Genomic DNA, 18,756 nt, shown 5'->3' with positions numbered 1-18,756 from the left:
GCCGCCATAGAGAAGGCCGGGCGAGCCAGAGCCTTGATGGGGTCTGCTTTCGAGTGTATGGGAGAGGTGGTGACGGAAAGATTGTGTGGGACGCTGGGCCCGTTTGCCCCCCTCCCGACCTCCCCCACAAGGGGGGAGGAGAAAAGCGCCGTGTTCATTGAAGTCTCTCTGGCTGAGCCGTTGAAACGGTCCGCCACCTACCCTCAGCGCGGTGGTTTTTAAAAGTAGAACCTTCTGGGCCGCACCAAGCCTTCCTGCCCCCATACCGCCCAGGTCCAGACGAAGCCGTCGTGCGCGAAGCGCGCGGGCGTCCGACGATGGGCGGAGCAAGGCGACGGCGTACAACGCGGGGCGAAGCCGGGCCACCCCACACCGTCAGTCAACGTTTGCCAGCGCAGCGCCGCTCCCCCCTGCCCCTCTGGGGTAGGGGGGCTGGGGGGGTGGGGCAAGCCGGCAGAAACCTCCACCAAACCTCGCTACCATACCCCCCGTGCCCCGAACCCTCTCCACCGTGGAAAGCGCCGTCCACCTCCTGGAACGGTTCGACGCCGACCACACGGAATGGACCCTCTCCGCCCTGGCCCGCCACCTGAACCAGCCCACCTCCACCGTCCACGAAGCCCTGTCCACCCTGGCGGCCGTGGGCCTGCTGCAGCGCGTGGGCCGGGGCCGCTACCGCCTGGGCTGGCGGCTGCTGAAGCTCTCCAGCGCCCTGTACGGCAGCCTGCCCTGGTACGCCCCGGCGCACGACGCGATGGAGCGCGTGGCGCGGCGCACCCACTGCCTGGCCTTTCTGTGCGTGCGCGAAGGCGAGCGGGTGCTGTGCGTGGCCCGCAGCGTGCAGGGCCGGGGCGGCCCCCCTGTAGCGGGAGAACTGGACTTTGAACTCCCTGCCCACGCCACCGCCAGCGGTAAATTGCTGCTGGCCCTGGCGGGGCGCCCCCTGCCGCCCCAGGCCGCCGCCTTTACCCCGCAGACCGTGACCGCCCCAGACGCCTGGACCCGGGAGGCCGCCGACATTCGCGCTGCCGCCTTTGCCCAGACGCAGGACGAGTGGGCGCCCGGCACCGGCAGCCTCGCCGTGCCCATCCGGGGCGAGGGGGGCGCGGTGCTGGCAGCACTGGGCGTCAGCCTGCCCAGCGCACGATTGCGCGAACGCGACACCCTGCTGCGCGCCCTGCGCGACGCCGCCGATGAGGTCAGTTGGGCGCTGGGGTTCCGGGGCCAGGCGCCGGGGCCTCGCCGGGCAGCAGGGCCTGGGCCTGTGCTTCCGGAAGGGGGCGCGCCAGCAGAAAGCCCTGCACATGGTCACACCCCAGACCCGTGAGCAGGCGGCGCTGCGTGTCGTCCTCCACGCCCTCAACCGTCACCGTCATGTCCAGGCTGTGGGCCAGCTGAATGATGGCGCTCAGCAGGGCCGTCACCCGCTGGCTGGCCGAGGTCGTGAGGTGGCTGGTAAAGGAGCGGTCAATTTTCAGCTGGTCAAAGGGCAGCGCCTGCAGCACGCTGAGGCTGGAGTAGCCGGTGCCAAAGTCGTCAATGGCCACCTGCACCCCCAGGGCGCGCAGCTCCTCAATGTGCCGCTGCGCCAGGGCGAGGTCGCGCATCACCAGGCTCTCGGTGAGTTCCAGCACCAGTTGCCGCGCCGGAAGCCCGGTGGCGCGCAGGGTGGACTGCACATCGGCCACAAAGGTGGGCTGCTCAAACTGCATGGGCGAGACATTCACCGACATACACAGGCCGCGCTCAGCAAAACGCCAGCGCACCGCCTGGGCGCAGGCCTCGCGCAGCACCCAGGCGCCAATGGTCAGAATGGCGCGCGATTCCTCGGCCATCGGGATAAAGACGGCCGGCGAGATCAGGCCGCGTGTGGGATGCTGCCAGCGGATCAGGGCCTCAAAGCCCACCAGCCGGGGGCCGCCCAGCGCAAAGCGGCCCTGGTAGTGCAGGCGCAGTTCGCCGCGTTCGTGGGCGCCGCGCAGGTCGCGTTCCAGGGCGCGGCGCTCGGCGGGTTCGCCCATATCAGCCTCAAAGTGCAGCACCTGATTGCCGCCCGCGTGCTTCACGCGGTACATGGCGGTGTCGGCGTGGCGCTGCAGGGCCTCGGCGTCCTGGCCGTCGGTGGGGGCCACCGCGCAGCCCACCGAGGCCGTGATCTGCACCGTCTGGCCCTCAATCCGGAAGGGCTCGGCCAGCACGCTCAGCAGCTTGGCCGCCACGGCGCGCGCGTCCTGCACCGCCGACACGCGGCGCAGCAGCACCGTGAACTCGTCGCCGCCAATGCGCCCCACGAGGTCAGAGGCGCGCACCACGCCCTTCAGGCGCCGGGCCACCTCCTGCAGCAACTGGTCGCCCGCGTGGTGGCCCAGGGTGTCATTCACCTGTTTGAACTTGTCCAGGTCAATAAAGATCAGGCCCAGGTACTCGCCGCCCTGCAGCGAATCGAGCGCCTGCTGGGTGCTGTGCCCAAAGTGGGCGCGGTTGGCCACGCCGGTGAGGGGGTCGTGGGTGGCGCGGTGCAGCAGCACCTGCTGGGTCTGCTGCAGCTTCGAGTTGGCCTGCGCCAGCTCCACGTTGCGCAGGCGCTCGATTTCGGCCTCGCGCTGCAGCAGTTCCAGGCGAATCTGGGCGGTCAGCAGCTGCGAGCGGCTTTCGACCTCGCTGGCATGAATCTGGCGTTCCAGCTCAAAGTGCGCGCGGGTGTAGCCCAGGGCGGCGTGGTGGTCGCCCTCCTGCTCGCAGAGGGTCGCCATCAGGGCCAGGGCTTCCGTTTCCAGGGGACGGCTGCCCATGTCGCGGCTCAGGACCAGGGCCTCGTCCAGCAGGGGGCGGGCCTCGCCCAGACGGCCCAGGGCCAGCAGGGCGCTCACCACACCCAGCGTCAGCTGCCCAATGTTTTCCTGGTCCTGGCGGCGGTGCGCTTCCTCCAGGCCCTCCTGGGCGGCGGCCAGCGATTCCTCGGGGCGGCCCTGGGCCAGCAGGGCGCGCGCCACGTCGCGCTGAATGGTGCCCAGCCAGCGCGGCGGGCAGTGCTCCAGAATCAGCGGCAGGTGCGCCTGGGCCAGCGCCAGGGTCTGCTCGTACTCGCCCAGGCGCGTATGAATGGCGATCAGGTGCGTCATGGCCGCGCCGCGAAAGGTGGGGCTGAGGGTCTGGGCGATGCTCAGGGCCTCGCGCACGGCGTCCAGGGCCTGCTGCAGGTTGCCGGTGTCGGTGTACAGGCTGGCCAGATTGTTCAGCGCCCGGAACCGCCCCGGATCGTCGCCCAGTTGCTGGGCAAGGCGCAGGGTCTGCAGAAAGCAGTCAAAGGCGCGGTCGTATTCGCCCAGGCGGTGGTGGGCCAAGGCCAGCCCGTTGATCAGGCGGCATTCCAGGTCCAGGGCGCCCACCCGGCGGGCCAGGGCCAGCCCTTCGTGGGCCAGCGCGATGGTCTCGCGCGGGTCGCCCAGGTAAAAGGCGCAGCCGCTGAGCAGCACCAGCGCAAAGCCCTGCGCCCAGGTGTCGCCGGTGGCCTGCGCTTCGGCCAGCAGGCCGCGCACCGCCACGCCCGAGTGCTCGGGGGTGCGGTACATGCCTTCTTCCAGGGCGCGCAGCCGCTCGCGCAGGTCAGCGCTGGGGGGCACACCGCGCGCCGCGGCGGGCGGGGGCAGGTCGCTTGGGGGGGGCAGGGCGGGGTTGGTCATGGCGGGGGCAGGCGCAGCCAGGGCCACGCTGCGGCCACCATAGGGCGCCGCCTACCACAGAATCCTCACACCCCGCGTTCTTTAACCGTCCATCAGCTTGGGCAGCAGCCGGACCCAGTGCATGTCCGGCCAGCGGCGCAGGAAGGCCAGGGCCTCGGGGCTCAGGGGCTGGTCCAGTTCAATGGCCAGCAGCGCCTGACCGCCGCGCGTCTGCCGGGTACAGGTCAGGGCGGCGATGTTCACCCCATCGGCCGCCACCGTGCTGGCCACGCGGGCGATCATGCCCACCGTGTCCGGGTAGCGCAGCAGCACGGTGGGACTGGCGCCGCTGAAATTCACGCCCAGGCCCTGCACCTGCGTGACCTGAATCACGCCGCCGCCCGTCGAGCTGCCCTGCACGCTGACGGCCTCGTGTTCCCCCTGCACCTCCAGCAGGGCGGTGTTGGGGTGCACGTCCCCCAGGTCGGCGTCGTGGAACTCGAAGGCCAGCCCGGCCGATCGCGCCTGCTCGAACGCCTGGGGCAGCCGCTCGTCGTCGGGGCGGTAGCCCAGCAGCCCGGCAATCAGCGCGAGGTGCGTGCCGTGCCCGCGCCCGGTCTTGGCAAACGAGGCGTGCAGCCCAATCCGGGCCTGCCGGGGGGTCTCTCCCAGCAGGTGGTGGGCCACCAGCCCCAGGCGGCACGCGCCCGCCGTGTGGCTGCTGCTGGGCCCGATCATGACGGGGCCAATCATGTCGAGAAGGGACATGCGGCGAGTATAGGCGGGGGAAGGTGGGCCGTTCGAGAGAGCAACAGCACGCGAGGCCCCTTGCCGGCAAAGCGGCCGAAGGGGCCTCACGAGGCGAACACGGCTGTCGAACTGGTGGTTTCCTGGTCCGGGCGCTGGGTTGACCCTCGCGCCCCAGCTGCCTTACTCCGCCGTGCCGCCCAGGTTTTCGCGCAGTTCTTCCAGCTTCTGGCCCAGGTCGGCGCTCTGGTCCAGGCCGTTGGCATCGGTGCTGCCGGTGGTGCCCTGCATGCCGTCCTCGATCACCTCGTGCTGGTCGGTGTCTTCGTGGCGGCGCACAGCGTTCTCGGCGTGGTCGGGGTTGGTCATGGGCCCAGGGTCGCGTCTCCAGCCGGCCTGCGGATGGGAAGGCCCAGAAGACCTCTTCAGAGACGCGGCCAGGGCCTGCACGCTGGTGCCCGGCTGGGCCAGCGCGGCGCGGGCCAGCGGCAGCCGCACCGGGGCCGGCAGGGCCGCGAAGAGGAGCAGCATGGTGCGCGCCAGTGGCCCGGCCGGGGTGGCGGGGTCCAGAAACGCGCGCCACTGCGCCGGGGGCAGGGCAAAGAATGCCTCGAAAAAGGCAGGGAGGGTGGTGGGCGGCAGGTTCAGCAGGGCCTGCACGCCCAGCAGGTGCACCGCCCGCGCCGCTCGACGTTCCGGAGACCACAGGGCCGCCCAGCCCGCCGCGTGGGGGTCGGTGCCGGCCTGCAGTGCCCCGGCCAGGGCCTGGGCCACCGCCGGGGCCATGTGCAGCGCCCCAGCCACCTGAAACCCGCTGATGGGATGCACCAGCCCGCCCGCCGCCCCGTACGCCAGCGCGCCCGTGGCCGGGGGGGCCGCCGCGTTCATGGGAAAGGCCACCCATTCCTCGGATTCGGTGTGGGTCAGCGGCGTGCCCTGCGCGTGCAGGCGGGCATGCAGGCGGGCGCGCAGCCACGCGCGGCTTGGGGCCGGGCGCGCGATCAGGCTGGTTTCTTCCACGAAATAGCGGTCGCCGCCCAGGTGCATGGCGTACAGAAAGGTGGCCTCTGGCGCCGGGCCGTGGGGGGCCCGGTAATCCATCCAGACCATGCTGCCGGGCGCGCAGGGCGGGCGCGCAAAGCGGCCCACCACGCCGAACGCGGTTTGCAGGGCCGCCCCACCGGGGTGCTGGGCCCGGCGCAGCGCGGGGGCGTGGCCGCTGGCGTCCACCACCACCCGCGCGTGCCAGTGCTCGCCGCCGCGCCCCTGTACCGTCCAGCCGTGGCCGTCTGGCCGCGCCCCCTGCACCTCGCCCACCGTCCAGGTCAGGGCGCCCTGCGCGCGTGCCAGCAGGGCCTGCAGCAGCCGCGCGTTGTCCAGCAGGGCATAGGGGCGCAGCAGCGGCGTGGGCTGCGGGCCGGTGTACACCCGCACGTCACTCCACACCTGCGCGGCGCAGGCCTGGGCCCAGGGGGGCAGGTCGTCCAGCCACGCGCCGTAGGTGGGCGCCGGGGGGCGGGGGGGGTGCGGAGCCACCACCCGCACCTGGACGCGGTGAGGGGCCAGCGCCGCCGCCAGCGCCAGGGCCGCCGGGCCGCCCCCAATCAGCAGCACATCGGTCTGGAACGGGGGCGCGCGGAACATCCCCGGCAGGGTACTGCCCAGCTGCCGCCCCCGAGTGTGCCCGCGCACGCCAGGGGCAAGCGTGGGCAAAGCCTAAAGACGGAGTGTGCCCCGCGTTCCTGCCGCCGCGCCGCCTGCCGCTTTAGGCTGCCGCCTATGACCCGACCCTCCCCCTCCCGGCGCACTGGCCTGCTGGCTGCCGGCCTCCTTGGCGCTGGGCTGCTGCTGAGCGCCTGTTCCACCCAGAACCTGCAGGGCACCCTGAACCGCTCGGTGCCGCTGTCGGGCCTGAACGTGACCCGTGATGTGCGCTACGGCCCGGACACCCGCAACCTGATGGACATTTACGCCCCGGAGAACGCCGCCAATGCCCCGGTGGTGCTGTTCATTCACGGCGGCTCCTGGGAGGGCGGCGATAAGGAAGGCCACACCTTCGTGGGCGAGTCGCTGGCGCGCGCCGGGTACGTGACGGCCGTGATGAACTACCGTCTGGCGCCGCAAAACCGCTACCCCTCCTACATTCAGGACGCCGCGCAGGCCCTGAAAGTGCTGCGCGAGCAGGCCAAGACCTTCGGCGGCAACGCCGACAACCTGTTTGTGATGGGCCATTCGGCCGGGGCCTTTAACGCGGTGGAGGTGGTGGACAACGAGCGCTGGCTGCGCGAGGCGGGCGTGCCCGTGAGCAGCATTCGCGGCGTGATCGGGGTGGCCGGGCCCTACTCCTACGATTTCCGGCAGTTTGCCAGTGCCCGTGCCTTCCCGGAAGGCGCCACCCCCGACGAGGTGATGCCCGACCGCCACGTTCGCCCGGACGCGCCGCCCCATCTGCTGCTGGTGGCCGAGAACGACACCACGGTGTATCCGCAAAACGCCCTGAACATGGAAGCGGCCCTGAAGCGTGCCGGGGTGCCGGTCACGCGCACGGTGCTGCCCCGGGTGAACCACATCACGGTGATCGCGGCGCTGGCCCGCCCGCTGACCTTCCTGGGCGGGACCCGAAAGGCCACGCTGGACTTTATCGAGGCCCGGCGCCTGCGCTGACGCTAGAGTTGCCCCCATGCGCGCCCTTGTTCTGTGTGTGCTGCTCGCGCCGGCCCTGAGCGCGTGCCGCTACAACTTCGTGCCCCTGATTCCGCCGCAGATCGAGCCGGAGCTGCCCGCTCGCGTGACCCAGGCCACGCTGACCCGCGACGGCGAGACCCTGCGGCTGCAGGCGCAGGTGGACGGCCGCTTTGAGCCCGGCTACCTCAGCGTGGCGTGGTTCAACGGCTCGGCGCCCATTGGTACCGACAGCGTGTATCTGGACGCGGCGCAGCGCCGGGCCGCCTTCTCGCTTCGCGCCCCCGAGAAAGGTGCCTACCGCGCGGTGCTCTCGTTCGGCGGCACCGTGCTGCGGCAGGTGGAACTGTACGAGGTCGAGCCTTGAGCGCGCCCCGGGCGTGGCGCGGGGTGGTGGAGTGGACAGCGGGCACCCGCGAGCGCTTTGTGTGGCGCGGGGGGGGCCTGGAGCGCCTGCGCACCGAGCCCCTGGCCGCCCCGGTCAACTACGGCTGCCTGCCCGGCACCCTGAACCCAGCCGACGGCGCCGAGGTGGACGCGGTGTGGCTGGGGGCGCCCCGCCCCGCTGGCGAGGAGGTTCTGGCCGTGCCCAGTGGCCTGCTGCACCTGCACGACGGCGACCACAAGGTGATTTTTGGCGCGGCCGACGAGGTGCCGCAGGGGCTTCACGCCCTGTTGGCCTGGTTTCCCCCCGAACGCGGGGCGCAGGTGCTGGACGCCGAGGCTGCGCAGGTCTGGCTGGCCCAGGTCGCGGGGGATTCGAGAAGCGACTGAATTGCCCGTCAAACCGACAGCCTTCGGAGCAGGAGACAGGGCTCAGACGGCCCTGGCGATAACGAACCCGCTTGTTTTCGATCTGGAAGCACGTCGGCCAGGCACCCACCCCTACGGCGCGGCGCGGCTCCAGTCTCCAGCCAGGGCCGCGAGCCGGGCGGTCACCCAGGCCAGGGCCTCGCTGCCGGGGCGGGTGACGGCGCTGTGGTCCTCGCGGGGCGAGACGTAGCGCTCAATACCGCTGCGGGTCCCGTCCAGACGCACGTTGGGCGCCAGTTCAAAGAGGTAGTTCACCGGGAAGCCCTGGGCCTCCAGGGTGGGTAGGCGCTGGCTCTGGACCTCCAGATTCACGCGCACGTTGGGCCAGACCACGTCCTTGCCGCTGACCTTCTGGCCCACCACCCGGAAGGTTTCGCAGGCTTCCAGCGGCGAGACGGTCCCCGGGGGAAGGTCACGGACCAGGCGGCCAAAATCCGTGTTCCAGGCCAGACAGATGCCGTCCAGATCAATCTGCACGTCAAAGGTGACCTGTGGGTTCACCCGCGCGAGGTGGTGCAGCCACGCCGAACCCTGTGAGTGCCCCAGCAGCACCAGCCGGGGCGGCTGGGGGCCACGCAGCCAGGTGGCGGCCAGCGTGTCCAGATCGGCCTGCAGCGCCGCAAAGCCCCGCTGGGGGGCCGGCACCAGCCCCGAGCTGTGGCGGGCCAGCGGATGGCTGGCGTACCCCGCCACCTGCACCCGCAGCCCCTGGGTGCTCAGCGCCTGCGCCACCCGGTCCACGGTGCCGCGCGAGGTCAGGTAGTCCCAGTTGTCGTGCGGCGCCTCGCAGGGCACGCCGCAGCGCCCGGACACACTGAACAGCACCACATCCGGCGCGGGGCCCGCCAAATTTAGAGCAGGGGTCTGCGCGGGGCGGACGGTCAGGCGCGGCGCACAGCTGCACATCAGCAGCGCCAGAAGCGAGAAGGCGAGAGCACGGGGAGCACGCATGGCCCGCCCAGTGTAGGCAAAACGTCAGCCACCAACTGGGCGAGGCATCAGGGTGGGGTGGGTCCGCCTGCGCCCAATGGAGACAGATTCGCTCGACTGTAATGGACAACGGCGCAAACCCTTGTCCAGATGGAACGAGCAGGAGACAAAACAACTTTGTTTGGGACGACCATGGCGCTCTCCCCTCCCAGCCTGCGCCGAGCAGCTCTATCCGTTCCCCACAAAGAGGACAAGAACCTCGGGTTTAGCGATTCGTTCCAGCTGGAATGTTGAAACTGTTCGCGCCCTGAAAAAACGTCATGGTTCTTGAATTTTCCGACAATGGGATTTGAAACTGTCCAGCCCATTGCCGGGTTCAACGAAGTGGGTGTCTGTCGGAGGCAGCAACGCAACGAAAGGGCAGTTGGTTAGACCAGCCGGAGCACCGCCCCCCTCTCAGTCGCCATTCCCCTGCTCTACAGCCGCGCGGTAGAGCTTCACCGGGCGCCCGGCCTGCCCGTACTGGTGGTCCAACACCGCCTGACCGCTGCGCACCAGATGTTCCAGATAGCGCCACGCCGTGACCCGGCTGAGGCCCACCAGTTCGCCCACTTCCTCGGCGGTCACGGCGCGGGGGCTGGTGCCCAGGGCCTGGGCCACGCGGTCCAGGGTGTGGGGGTCAATGCCGCGCGGCAGCGGTCCGGGGGCCGCCTGGTTCAGGCCCAGCAGCCGGTCCAGGCGGCCCTGGTCCAGCCGCGCGGCCCCGGCCGAACCGGGCAGGCGGCGGGCGCGGTGCCGGGCGATCAGTTCGGCCAGCCGGGCGCCCGTAAAGGGCTTGATCAGGTAATCGAACGCCCCGTGGGCCAGCGCCAGGCGCACGCTGGCTTCGTCGTCGGCCGCCGTGATCAGGGCCACGTCGGTGGTGCGGCCCTGTGTGCGCCAGTGGCGCAGCAACCCCAGACCACTGCCGTCGGGCAGGTGCACGTCCAGCAGAATCAGGTCCGGGTGCAGGGCCTGGGCCAGCGCGTCGCCCTGGGCGCAGGTGGCCGCGCTGCCCACCACATGTACCTCGGGGTCGCGCTCCAGCAGGTCGCGGTTCACGCGGGCCACCCGCAGGTCGTCCTCGACCAGCAGCACCCGCACCTGCCCGGCCGCCGGGGGCGTCACGGTGGCCCCCCGTGGACCACCGGGCGCGGCGCGGGCAGATGCGGCGCGGGCAGGCTCAGCTGAAACACGGTGCGGGCGCCGCGCCGGGTGTGGCGCAGCTGGCCGCCCAGCGCCGCCACCCGCGTCAGCACGCCGTGCAGGCCGTAGCCCCGGCCCTCGCCCTTGCTGCTGGTGCCCTGGGTGTACAGCGCCTCGCTCAGGGCCGCCGGCACTCCGGGGCCGGTGTCTTCCACCTCAATCTGCATGCCGTCCGGGTCTTCCCCGATCAGCACCGTGACCTGCCCCGGCGCGCCGGCCAGGGCCTCAAAGGCGTTCTCGGTAAGGTTGCCCACCGCGCTCACCAGCGTATCGGCGTGGCGCTCCCAGACGGGGCTCAGGGCGCTGCCCTCGGCCACCCGGAACTCAATGCCCAATTCCTGGGCCCGCTCGCGCTTGCCCGCCAGCAGGGCCACCAGCCGGGGCACCTGCACGTCGCGCAGCAGTTGCCGGAACTGGGCGTCGGCGTGAATCTCGGCGTTCAGCACCCGCAGCGCCTCTTCACTGCGCCCCAGTTGCAGCAGGCCCGAGAGCACATGCAGGCGGTTCTGGTATTCGTGCGTCTGGGCGCGCAGCACGTCCACAAACCCCCGGGCGTGGGTGAGTTCCTCGGCCAGGGCCAGGGCCTCGGCACGGTCACGGAAGCCCGCCACAAAACCGCCGCCCTCCAGCGGTTCCAGGTTCACCAGCACGGGCTGGCCGCGCAGGGGCACCTCCAGGTTCTGCACGCGCGCCGGGGGGTGAGGGGCGGTCAGGGCCGCCAGTTCCGGCCACAGGGTCGCCAGGGGCGCCGGGGCCGCGCCGCCCTCCAGCAGGGCCACGGCGCGGGCGCTGCTCAGGGTCACCTCTCCGGCCGCGTTCACGGCCAGCACGCCTTCACGCAGGGCGGCCAGCACCGCGCGCTGCTGCTGGGCCAGCGCGGCAATCTGTTCGGGTTCCAGGTTCAGAATCTCGGCGCGCAGGCGCCGCGCGGCCCACACCGCCCCCGCACTGCCCAGCGCCAGCGCCAGCACGAACCAGGGCAGCAGGCTCACCAGGGCGCCCTGCACCAGGTGCCACACCTGCGGCATCAGGTAGCCGGTGCTCACCACGCCCACCACCTGACTTCCCGGCACGCCGCCGCGCCACACCGGCACCTTGCCGCGCACACTGAGGCCCAGACTGCCGCGCGCCACGCTCACCACCTCCTGCCCGGACAGCGGCGCGGCGTTGTCGCCCCCCTCCATGGGGCGGCCCAGGCGCTCTGGCAGCGGGTGCGCCAGCCGAATCCCCGCGCGGTTGCCCACCACGATGAAATCGGCCTCGGCCTGTTCGCGCAGGCGGTTGACCTGCACGTTCAGGGCCGGGTTCTGGGTGCCGGCCTGGGCGCCCTGCACCACCAGCGGCAGCTGCGCCACCAGCCGGCTGGCGGTCAGGGCGCGCTCGCCCAGGCGCTCGCGGGCCTCGCGGTACAGCTGCGCGGTCTGCACCAGCACCAGCAGCACCGTCATGCCGCACAGCACCAGCAGGTGCAGGCGCACCAGGCGGCCCTGCAGGTTCGGGCGGCGGGAAGAGCGGGGCATGATCGTTGGCTGAAGTGTACGGGCTGGGAGGCACTGCGCCGGGGTTTTGTTCACTGCGTTCACCGCCGTGCATTGCGTGCAGCGAACTGTGCGTGCAGCACGCAAAAAACATCTTGTTCCGGCGGGGGCGCGGGCGTAGCGTGGTAGGGCAACCACAACCCAGCGCCCCCTGTGCCCAGCTGCGGGCCCGACACCGCTTTCTGTTCTGCCTATTTCCGGAGGCACCCCTATGACCTTCAAGCCTGCACCATTCAAACCTGCTGCCCTTGTGCTGTCGGCCCTGCTGCTGACCACTTCTGTTTCCGCCCAGGGCCTCAGCGGCCTGCGCATCATGGCGCCCGCCAGCCCGGGGGGCGGCTGGGACCAGACCAGCCGCGCCATTCAGAGCGTGCTGCAGGGCGAGGGCATTGCCCGGGGCGTGCAGGTGTTCAACGTGCCCGGCGCGGGCGGCACCATTGGGCTGGCGCAGCTGTACAACAGCAAGGGCGACGGCAACCTCCTGATGACCATGGGGCTCGTGATGGTGGGCGCCATTCAGACCAACAGCTCCAAGGTGGACCTCAGCCGCGTGACCCCCATTGCCCGCCTGACCGGCGAGTACGAGGTGATCGTGGTGCCCGCCAGCAGCCCCCACAAGACGCTGGACGACCTGGCCGCCGCCTGGAAGGCCAACCCCAGCCTCGCCTTTGCGGGCGGCAGCGCGGGCGGCACCGACCACATGCTGGTGGGCCTGTTTGCCAAGGCGGCGGGCGTGGACCCCAGAAAGATGAACTACGTGCCCTTCAGCGGCGGTGGCGAAACGCTGGCGGCCCTGCTGGGCAATCAGGTGGCCGCGGGCGTGGCGGGCTACGGCGAATTCGAGGCGCAGATCAAGGCCGGCAAGCTGCGCGCCCTGGGTCTCAGTGCGCCCAAGGCCCAGGCCGGGATTCCGGTGCCCACCATGAAGTCCCAGGGCTACAACGTGGAACTGGCCAACTGGCGCGGCATCGTGGCGCCCCCGGGCCTCAGCGGCAGCGAAAAGGCGACGCTGGTGGCGGCCATGGACAAACTGCACGCCAGCAAGGCGTGGAAAGACACCCTGAAAGCCCGCAACTGGACGGACCTGTACATGAGCGGCAGCAAGTTCGACGTGTTCCTGAAACTGGAAGCCAACCGCACCCGCGAGATTCTGAAGGACATTGGGCTGGTGAAATAAGCGCGGCGGCGCCTCGCCCTCTCCCCTGCTCTGAGCCCACACCCCCAGCCGGGCAGAGGCGCCCAATGGCGCGCCTCGGGCCCGGCGCTGCCGTGGGCGCCCTGTGCCTGCCGAGGTTCCTATGACTGATCCTTCCGTTGCCCCCGCCCACCGCCCACGCCCCAGTGTTCCCGACCTGCTGGTGGCGCTGGGCGTGCTGCTGCTGGGCGGCCTGCTCCTGGCGGGCACCCTGCAGATTCCGTTTGGCATCAGCGCCGTGGTGGGCCCGCGCGCCTTTCCCCTGATCGTGTCGGCCGGCACGCTGCTGCTGGGGCTGGCGCTGCTGGTCTCGGCCCTGCAGGGCCACCGCGCCGAACCGGCCGTTGAAGAAGACACCGACCCCACCCAACCCGCCGACCTGCGCCCCGCCGCCCTGATTCTGGGGGGTTTTTTGCTGGGCGCGGCGCTGCTGCAGCCCCTGGGCTTTGTGCTGGGCACGGCCCTGATGTACACCAGCGTGGGCTACGCCTACGGTGAGCGCCGCCTCTTCCTGTTAACCGGCGTGGCGCTGGCCGTGGCCCTGATCACCTACCTCGCCTTTACCCGTGGCCTGGGCCTGAGCCTGCCTGCTGGCCTGCTGAACGGGGTGCTGTGATGGAGGCCCTGTCGTCGCTGCTGACCGGCTTTGAAACGGCCCTGACGCCCCTGAACCTGCTGTGGGCCCTGGTGGGCGTCACGCTGGGCACCCTGGTGGGCGTGCTGCCCGGGATTGGGCCGGCCCTGACGGTGGCGCTGCTGCTGCCCGTGACCGCCAAGCTGCCGCCCGTCAGCGCGTTCATCATGTTTGCCGGGATTTACTACGGCGGGATGTTCGGGGGCAGCACCACCAGCATTCTGCTGAACACCCCGGGCGAAAGCAGTTCCATCATCACCGCGCTGGAAGGCAACAAGATGGCCCGGAAGGGCCGCGCCGCCGCCGCGCTGGCCACCGCCGCCATCGGGTCCTTTGTGGCCGGCACCATCGGCACGGTGCTGCTCACCTTCGCGGCCCCCGCCATTGCCGAGGTGGCGGTGCAGATTCCCCCCAGCGCCAAATTTGCGCTGATGCTGCTGGCCTTTGTCACCATCAGCGCCACCTTTGGGGGCTCGCCCCTGCGCGGGCTGGTCAGCCTGTTTTTCGGGCTGGCAATTGGCCTCGTGGGCACCGACCTGCAAAGTGGACAGGCCCGCTTCACCCTGGGCGTCCCGGAGCTGCTGGACGGCATTGATTTCGTGACGGTGGTGATCGGCCTGTTTGCCGTGGGCGAGACGCTGTACGTGGCCAGCCGCCTGCGTCAGGGCGGGGCTAACGTGATCAAACTGGCCGGCAACGCCCGCATGAACCGTGAGGACTGGCGCCGGTCGTGGAAACCCTGGCTGCGCGGCACGGCCCTGGGCTTTCCCTTTGGGGCGGTGCCCGCTGGCGGCGCCGAGATTCCCACTTTTTTGTCCTACACCCTGGAACGCAAGCTCAGCAACCACCCCGAGGAATTTGGCAAGGGCGCCATTGAGGGGGTTGCCGGCCCCGAAGCCGCCAACAACGCCTCGGCGGCGGGCGTGCTGGTACCGCTGCTGACCCTGGGCCTGCCCACCAGCGCCACGGCCGCCATGCTGCTGGCCGCTTTTCAGGGCTACGGCCTGCAGCCGGGGCCGCTGCTGTTCGTCACCAACGGCGACCTCGTGTGGGGGCTGATTGCCAGCCTGTACATCGGCAACGTGATGCTGCTGGCCCTGAACCTGCCGCTGGCGCCGGTCTGGGCGCGGCTGCTGCTCATTCCCCGGCCCTTTCTGTACGCCGCGATTCTGGTGTTTTCCACGGTGGGCGTGTACTCGCTGAACAACTCGGTGTTTGACCTGTACCTGCTGGCCCTGTTTGGCCTGATCGGCTACGGCATGCGCCGCTTCGATTTTCCGGTCACGCCCGCCATCATCGGCGTGATTCTGGGGCCCGCCGCCGAAAGCCAGTTCCGCACGGCAGTGCAGGCCAGCAGCGGCGATTTCACCGTCTTCCTGCGCCAGCCGCTCTCGGCCTTCCTGCTGGTGGCGGTGCTGGCCGCGCTGGTGGTGCCGCAGGTGCTGAAATGGCGCGCCCGGCGCCGCAAAGCCTAAGCCCCCAACAGAGAGCGGCGCCGCTGGTCACCCCAGCCGCGCCGCTGCCCTTTCCCTCATGGCCCAGAGCCCACGGCTCATGGCCCTGTGTCTTTACTTCGCCGCGGCGTACCGGCGCGCCACTTCGTCCCAGTTCACCACGTTCCAGAAGGCCTTCAGGTAGTCCGGGCGCTTGTTCTGGTAGTTCAGGTAGTAGGCGTGTTCCCACACGTCCACGCCCAGAATGGGGGTGCCGCTCACGCCGGCCACGGCCTCGCCCATCAGGGGGTTGTCCTGGTTGGCGGTGCTCACCACGGCCAGCTGCCCGTTCTGCACGACCAGCCACGCCCAGCCGGAGCCAAAGCGGGTCTTGGCGGCGTCTTCAAACTTTTCCTTGAAGGCGTCGTAGGACCCGAAAGCAGCCGTGATGGCGTCCATCAGTTCGCCGCTCGGCTGCCCGGCACCCTGGGGGCCCATGACCTGCCAGAACAGGCTGTGGTTGGCGTGGCCGCCCGCGTTGTTGCGCAGGGCGTTCTTTTTGTCGCTGGGCACCTGATCAAGCTTCTGGATCAGGTCTTCGACGGGCAGGCTGGCCAGCTCAGAGCCTTCCAGCGCCTTGTTCGCGTTGTCCACGTAGGTCTGGTGGTGCTTGGTGTGGTGAATCTCCATGGTGCGGGCGTCAATGTGGGGTTCCAGGGCGTCGTAGGCGTAGGGCAGCTTGGGCAGTTCGTAGGCCATGATGGTGCTCCTTTTCAATCCCGGCCGGGGGGCAAGGCGCGGCACGGCGCTCGCGCTTGCAGCCGGACAACCGGCCAGTATCTTACGCGCCGCGTGCAGATGAGGTGAGGCCCCGCGCGGTTAAGCTGAGCTTCATGTTGCGGCCCTGCGCCCCGTGCCACCGCGCGCCGCGCCAAATGCCTTAGCATGGGCGCCGATGCGTTCTCCGTTGCCCCGCGCTGTGCTCAACCGCCTCGAAACCGGGCGGCTGGTGGTGCTCAGCGTGCTGCTGGGCGCCCTGGTGGGGGGCCTGAGCATCGTCTTGCGCCTGACGCTGGACCTGCTGCTGGGGCTGGGCCGCCGCCTCACCGATTTCTCGCCGCCCGGCACCACCGGCGAGGGCGGCCTGATGATGGCCTTTGGCACCGCCCAGCCCTGGGGACTGCTGGCCCTGCCCCTGATCGGCGCGGCGTGCGCGTGGCTGATTCCGTCCAGCCACGGCGATCCCCTCACGCAACTGGTGGGGGGCTACCACGCCCGGGGCCAGTGGCCGCCCCTGATCGCGCAGCTGCGTACACTGGGCGGCACCCTGCTGGGCTACGGATCGGGGCTGATGGTGGGCCGCGACTCGGCCTTTACCATGACCGGGCAACTGGGCGCCCGCCTGATGCAGCGCGTGACCCGACTGGACGGCGTGGAACTGCGCACCCTGACCCTGGCCGGCGGGGCCGCCGCGCTGGGCGCCGTGCTGCACGCGCCCCTGGCGGCGGCAGTGCTGGTGGCCGAGGTGCTCTACCGCCGCTTTGAATTCGAGTTCGAGGTGGTCATGCCCTGCGTGCTGGCGGCGGTGGCGGGCACGGCGGTCTACGGACTGGCCTTTGGCTTTACGCCGCTGCTGAGCATGCCCGACGTACAGGTGCCGGCCGCGCCGCAGCTCCCCGCCTTTTTACTGGTGGCGCTGGTGGCCACCGCGATGGGCTGGCTGTCGCTGCTGGCCTGTCAGGTGCTGCCGGAACGCTGGACCGCTGACGGCCCGCTGCGGCTGGTGGTGGGCGCGGTGTTCGGGGGCTTGACCGCCGCCATTGCCGCTTTCAGCACCCCCGCCGTGCTGGGCGACGGCAGCGGCTGGCTGCAGCTGGGCGCCGCCGGTTTCCTGGGCCCGGAGGCCGCTGGACAGGGCGCGTGGCGCTGGCTGCTGCTCGCCATTGGCGCGCGCATTGCGCTGGGCGGGGGTGTGCTGCCCTCGGTGGCGGTCGGCGGTCTGATCGGCACCGGCATGGGCAGCCTGCTGGGCATTGACACCGCCGTGGCCTGCATGGTGGGCGCGGTGGCCTTTTTGACCGTCACGCTGAACGTGCCGCTGGCGGCGGGCCTGCTGGCCGTGACCTGGGGCGGCGAAACGCTGCTGCCCCTGGCGCTGGTGGCCAGTGGGCTGGCCCACACCCTCAGCGGCACCAGTGGGCTGGTGCCCACGCAGCTGGGCGCCCGGCGCGACAGCCCGGTCCATGCCGGGGGCCCGGCGTGGCTGCCCGATACCGTGCGCCTGCGCCCCCGCCGCGTGCCAGTGGCGGCCCCCAGCGCGCCCGTTCCCTACGACGCCCCCGAAAGCACCCTGCAGGAAGCCGACCTGCTGCCCCCGCCGTCCAGCGAACGCGAACTGTACCGCCGCGCGGTGCCCCCCAGCTGGCACGGCGCCCGCATGCAGGTGGTCAGCCTGCCCCCCGGGGTGGAAATTGTGGGCGTGGTGCGCGACGGCACCGTGCGCCTGCCGCGCCCCCAGCTGCGCCTGACCCCCAACGACGAGCTGGTGTTCCTGGCCCGCCCCGATGCCTACGCCGCGCTGGAAGGCATCCTGCGTTTGCCTGGGTCGTGAGGAGAGGAGTGAGGCCAGGGTCCATGACCGGCCGCCCTACTTGAAAGCAAAGGTGCCTGGACGGTGAGATGCGGCGACCTGTGCCGTCCTCCAGCCAAACTGAGGAGCGACGCCAGGAGCGCAAAGAGGCACCTGGAGCAAGTGTCCATATCTCGCTTATCGCTGGCGCAGGTCCCGCAGCAGGGCAAAGCCCAGCACGTTCAGCACCGTCAGCATCACGGCCGTTCCGGCGGCGGCCAGCCACTCGCCGCGCCCCACCTGCAACACCAGACTGGCCAGCCCGCCCAGGTTCACGCTGAGCAGCACCAGAATCAGCAGGCCCACGATCATGGGCCGCCCGCACGGGGCCAAAAGAGCAACCTGGGCACCCTCATGCCCCGCACTGTAGCGGCATAGTGGAGGCACCGTGAAGCCTCTGTCCCGCCCTGCCCTGCTGGTTCCGATGCTCACCGCTGGCCTGCTGAGCAGCTGCCTGCCGGCCACCACCGGGCCGCGCATGGACAACCTGCGCACCGTGCCCGACGCGGCGTGGCAACCCTTAGACCTGCTGACCCAGTCGGCGCTGCCGGCCAGCCGGGTGCTGCCGCTAGAGGACGCCGCCCGCCGGGCCCCCGTGGGCAGCCTGATCGTGGGCTGCCAGCGCGTGCGGGCCGTGTACGGCGAATGCACCCACATCACCCGCAAGGTCAGCGAGGCGGCGCTGAGCGAGGAAACCGGGCCCATCGGCATCGGGGCACAGCTGCGGCCCCTGGAGAGCCTGAACTCGCGCGACCTGATCTTGGTGATTGACAGCGGCGTGCGGCCCCAGCACTGGGCGGCCATGAATGCGGAAATCGCGCGGCTGCAGGGGGCGCCGTACCTGCTGGGGGGGCAAGAGAACGCCTTTGACTGCGCCACTTACCAGAACGCGCTGCAGCGGGCGATGGGGCTACCCGAGGCCGTGCCCTACGACCCGATCTGGCGCGCCTATCTGCCGCTGGGGGCCCTGAACGCCCCTGGCAACACCCTCCTGTGGGCGGGCATAGGCGCCGGCGTGCTGCCCCAGGGCCCAGGGATGCCTTGAAGGCAGAGCAGCATTTAGATCACGGTGACCTCAGTTAAGAGCATTGGTCAACGCGCCGTGTTTCCCCAATGCTCCTTTGCCCGAGGTCGGAAGCGGCCGGGCAGAGCTCTTGATCTTCGACAACATACCTTGCCGGCTTTAAGGCAAAGCCGAGGACTTAAAGTCCCTCACTTTCACCACAGCAACAGCGCCACCCCTTTCGG

The 18,756-nt window shown here is 70.6% G+C and carries 16 protein-coding genes and 1 pseudogene; 9 read left to right on the top strand and 8 right to left on the bottom strand.

Annotated features, from left to right (window positions below; all coding sequences use genetic code 11):
* Window positions 1-490 precede the first annotated feature (490 nt).
* Window positions 491-1,327 carry an IclR family transcriptional regulator gene (locus K7W41_RS00175; protein ID WP_224603537.1) on the top strand — a complete coding sequence of 279 codons (837 nt, stop codon included), beginning with the start codon at window positions 491-493 and terminating at the stop codon, window positions 1,325-1,327.
* A 10-nt stretch (window positions 1,328-1,337) separates the two neighbouring features.
* Here the strand turns inward: K7W41_RS00175 and K7W41_RS00170 are convergent.
* The 3 genes and pseudogenes from K7W41_RS00170 to K7W41_RS00160 all read right to left on the bottom strand — a co-directional run.
* A pseudogene (locus K7W41_RS00170) lies at window positions 1,338-3,572 on the bottom strand (EAL domain-containing protein); the annotation flags it as partial.
* A gap of 192 nt (window positions 3,573-3,764) precedes the next feature.
* Window positions 3,765-4,430 carry an L-serine ammonia-lyase, iron-sulfur-dependent subunit beta gene (gene sdaAB / locus K7W41_RS00165; RefSeq protein ID WP_224603536.1) on the bottom strand — a complete coding sequence of 222 codons (666 nt, stop codon included), beginning with the start codon at window positions 4,428-4,430 and terminating at the stop codon, window positions 3,765-3,767.
* A 162-nt stretch (window positions 4,431-4,592) separates the two neighbouring features.
* Window positions 4,593-6,053 (bottom strand): lycopene cyclase family protein, encoded by a 1,461-nt coding sequence (locus K7W41_RS00160; protein WP_224603534.1) that lies wholly within the window; start codon window positions 6,051-6,053, stop codon window positions 4,593-4,595.
* Window positions 6,054-6,188: 135 nt separating this feature from the next.
* Here K7W41_RS00160 and K7W41_RS00155 point away from each other — a divergent pair, with 135 nt between their 5' ends.
* From K7W41_RS00155 to K7W41_RS00145, 3 genes are read left to right on the top strand one after another with little or no spacing between them, the layout of a single operon-like run.
* Window positions 6,189-7,073, top strand: coding sequence for an alpha/beta hydrolase (locus K7W41_RS00155; protein ID WP_224603532.1), 885 nt, complete (start codon window positions 6,189-6,191; stop codon window positions 7,071-7,073).
* A 16-nt stretch (window positions 7,074-7,089) separates the two neighbouring features.
* Window positions 7,090-7,458: a hypothetical protein gene (locus K7W41_RS00150; RefSeq protein ID WP_224603530.1), complete on the top strand. Its 369-nt coding sequence runs from the start codon at window positions 7,090-7,092 to the stop codon at window positions 7,456-7,458.
* Complete coding sequence (locus K7W41_RS00145; protein ID WP_224603527.1) at window positions 7,455-7,865, top strand: inorganic pyrophosphatase; 411 nt, start codon at window positions 7,455-7,457, stop codon at window positions 7,863-7,865. Before K7W41_RS00150 ends, K7W41_RS00145 begins: the two co-directional genes overlap by 4 nt.
* 111 nt (window positions 7,866-7,976) lie before the next feature.
* On the opposite strand, the gene K7W41_RS00140 is transcribed toward K7W41_RS00145, so the two are convergent.
* The 3 genes from K7W41_RS00140 to K7W41_RS00130 all read right to left on the bottom strand — a co-directional run bounded on the left by K7W41_RS00140 (window position 7,977) and on the right by K7W41_RS00130 (window position 11,599).
* Complete coding sequence (locus K7W41_RS00140; protein WP_224603524.1) at window positions 7,977-8,855, bottom strand: alpha/beta fold hydrolase; 879 nt, start codon at window positions 8,853-8,855, stop codon at window positions 7,977-7,979.
* Between the two features lie 435 nt (window positions 8,856-9,290).
* Complete coding sequence (locus tag K7W41_RS00135) at window positions 9,291-10,001, bottom strand: response regulator (RefSeq protein WP_224603521.1); 711 nt, start codon at window positions 9,999-10,001, stop codon at window positions 9,291-9,293.
* On the bottom strand, window positions 9,998-11,599 hold the full coding sequence (locus K7W41_RS00130; RefSeq protein WP_224603518.1) for an ATP-binding protein: 1,602 nt from the start codon (window positions 11,597-11,599) through the stop codon (window positions 9,998-10,000). The genes K7W41_RS00135 and K7W41_RS00130 overlap by 4 nt, the downstream gene beginning before the upstream one ends.
* 229 nt (window positions 11,600-11,828) lie before the next feature.
* On the opposite strand from K7W41_RS00130, the gene K7W41_RS00125 reads away from it, so the two are divergent.
* From K7W41_RS00125 to K7W41_RS00115, 3 genes are all read left to right on the top strand, one after another.
* Window positions 11,829-12,794, top strand: coding sequence for a Bug family tripartite tricarboxylate transporter substrate binding protein (locus tag K7W41_RS00125; RefSeq protein WP_224603515.1), 966 nt, complete (start codon window positions 11,829-11,831; stop codon window positions 12,792-12,794).
* A gap of 121 nt (window positions 12,795-12,915) precedes the next feature.
* Entirely contained in the window at window positions 12,916-13,428 is a 513-nt protein-coding gene (locus K7W41_RS00120) for a tripartite tricarboxylate transporter TctB family protein (protein WP_224603512.1), read from the top strand.
* The gene (locus K7W41_RS00115; RefSeq protein WP_224603510.1) at window positions 13,428-14,921 is read left to right on the top strand and encodes a tripartite tricarboxylate transporter permease; all 1,494 of its coding nucleotides are present in this window, start codon (window positions 13,428-13,430) and stop codon (window positions 14,919-14,921) included. Before K7W41_RS00120 ends, K7W41_RS00115 begins: the two co-directional genes overlap by 1 nt.
* 93 nt (window positions 14,922-15,014) lie before the next feature.
* Here K7W41_RS00115 and sodA read toward each other — a convergent pair whose 3' ends face one another.
* Window positions 15,015-15,638 carry a superoxide dismutase gene (sodA, locus tag K7W41_RS00110; RefSeq protein WP_224603508.1) on the bottom strand — a complete coding sequence of 208 codons (624 nt, stop codon included), beginning with the start codon at window positions 15,636-15,638 and terminating at the stop codon, window positions 15,015-15,017.
* Between the two features lie 196 nt (window positions 15,639-15,834).
* Between sodA and K7W41_RS00105 the strand changes: the two genes are divergently transcribed.
* Window positions 15,835-17,490 carry a chloride channel protein gene (locus K7W41_RS00105; protein WP_224603506.1) on the top strand — a complete coding sequence of 552 codons (1,656 nt, stop codon included), beginning with the start codon at window positions 15,835-15,837 and terminating at the stop codon, window positions 17,488-17,490.
* 156 nt (window positions 17,491-17,646) lie between these two features.
* Here the strand turns inward: K7W41_RS00105 and K7W41_RS00100 are convergent, their stop codons facing one another.
* Complete coding sequence (locus K7W41_RS00100) at window positions 17,647-17,820, bottom strand: hypothetical protein (RefSeq protein WP_221088583.1); 174 nt, start codon at window positions 17,818-17,820, stop codon at window positions 17,647-17,649.
* Between the two features lie 76 nt (window positions 17,821-17,896).
* Between K7W41_RS00100 and K7W41_RS00095 the strand changes: the two genes are divergently transcribed.
* Complete coding sequence (locus tag K7W41_RS00095; protein ID WP_224603504.1) at window positions 17,897-18,553, top strand: hypothetical protein; 657 nt, start codon at window positions 17,897-17,899, stop codon at window positions 18,551-18,553.
* The last annotated feature ends 203 nt before the right edge of the window (window positions 18,554-18,756 follow it).

Source organism: Deinococcus multiflagellatus, assembly GCF_020166415.1.
GTDB classification, from domain to species: Bacteria; Deinococcota; Deinococci; order Deinococcales; family Deinococcaceae; genus Deinococcus; species Deinococcus multiflagellatus.
The sequence above is the reverse complement of the archived record's forward strand: the minus strand, read 5'-3'. Positions and strand labels throughout refer to the sequence as shown.

Bases quoted from the DNA above. Each gene is read 5' to 3' on its own strand.
- sdaAB (WP_224603536.1), bottom strand. From the start codon at position 4,430: ATGTCCCTTCTCGACATGATTGGCCCCGTCATGATCGGGCCCAGCAGC.
- K7W41_RS00160 (WP_224603534.1), bottom strand. From the start codon at position 6,053: ATGTTCCGCGCGCCCCCGTTCCAGACCGATGTGCTGCTGATTGGGGGC.
- K7W41_RS00155 (WP_224603532.1), top strand. From the start codon at position 6,189: ATGACCCGACCCTCCCCCTCCCGGCGCACTGGCCTGCTGGCTGCCGGC.
- K7W41_RS00150 (WP_224603530.1), top strand. From the start codon at position 7,090: ATGCGCGCCCTTGTTCTGTGTGTGCTGCTCGCGCCGGCCCTGAGCGCG.
- K7W41_RS00140 (WP_224603524.1), bottom strand. From the start codon at position 8,855: ATGCGTGCTCCCCGTGCTCTCGCCTTCTCGCTTCTGGCGCTGCTGATG.
- K7W41_RS00130 (WP_224603518.1), bottom strand. From the start codon at position 11,599: ATGCCCCGCTCTTCCCGCCGCCCGAACCTGCAGGGCCGCCTGGTGCGC.
- K7W41_RS00125 (WP_224603515.1), top strand. From the start codon at position 11,829: ATGACCTTCAAGCCTGCACCATTCAAACCTGCTGCCCTTGTGCTGTCG.
- K7W41_RS00120 (WP_224603512.1), top strand. From the start codon at position 12,916: ATGACTGATCCTTCCGTTGCCCCCGCCCACCGCCCACGCCCCAGTGTT.
- K7W41_RS00115 (WP_224603510.1), top strand. From the start codon at position 13,428: ATGGAGGCCCTGTCGTCGCTGCTGACCGGCTTTGAAACGGCCCTGACG.
- sodA (WP_224603508.1), bottom strand. From the start codon at position 15,638: ATGGCCTACGAACTGCCCAAGCTGCCCTACGCCTACGACGCCCTGGAA.
- K7W41_RS00105 (WP_224603506.1), top strand. From the start codon at position 15,835: ATGCGTTCTCCGTTGCCCCGCGCTGTGCTCAACCGCCTCGAAACCGGG.
- K7W41_RS00100 (WP_221088583.1), bottom strand. From the start codon at position 17,820: ATGATCGTGGGCCTGCTGATTCTGGTGCTGCTCAGCGTGAACCTGGGC.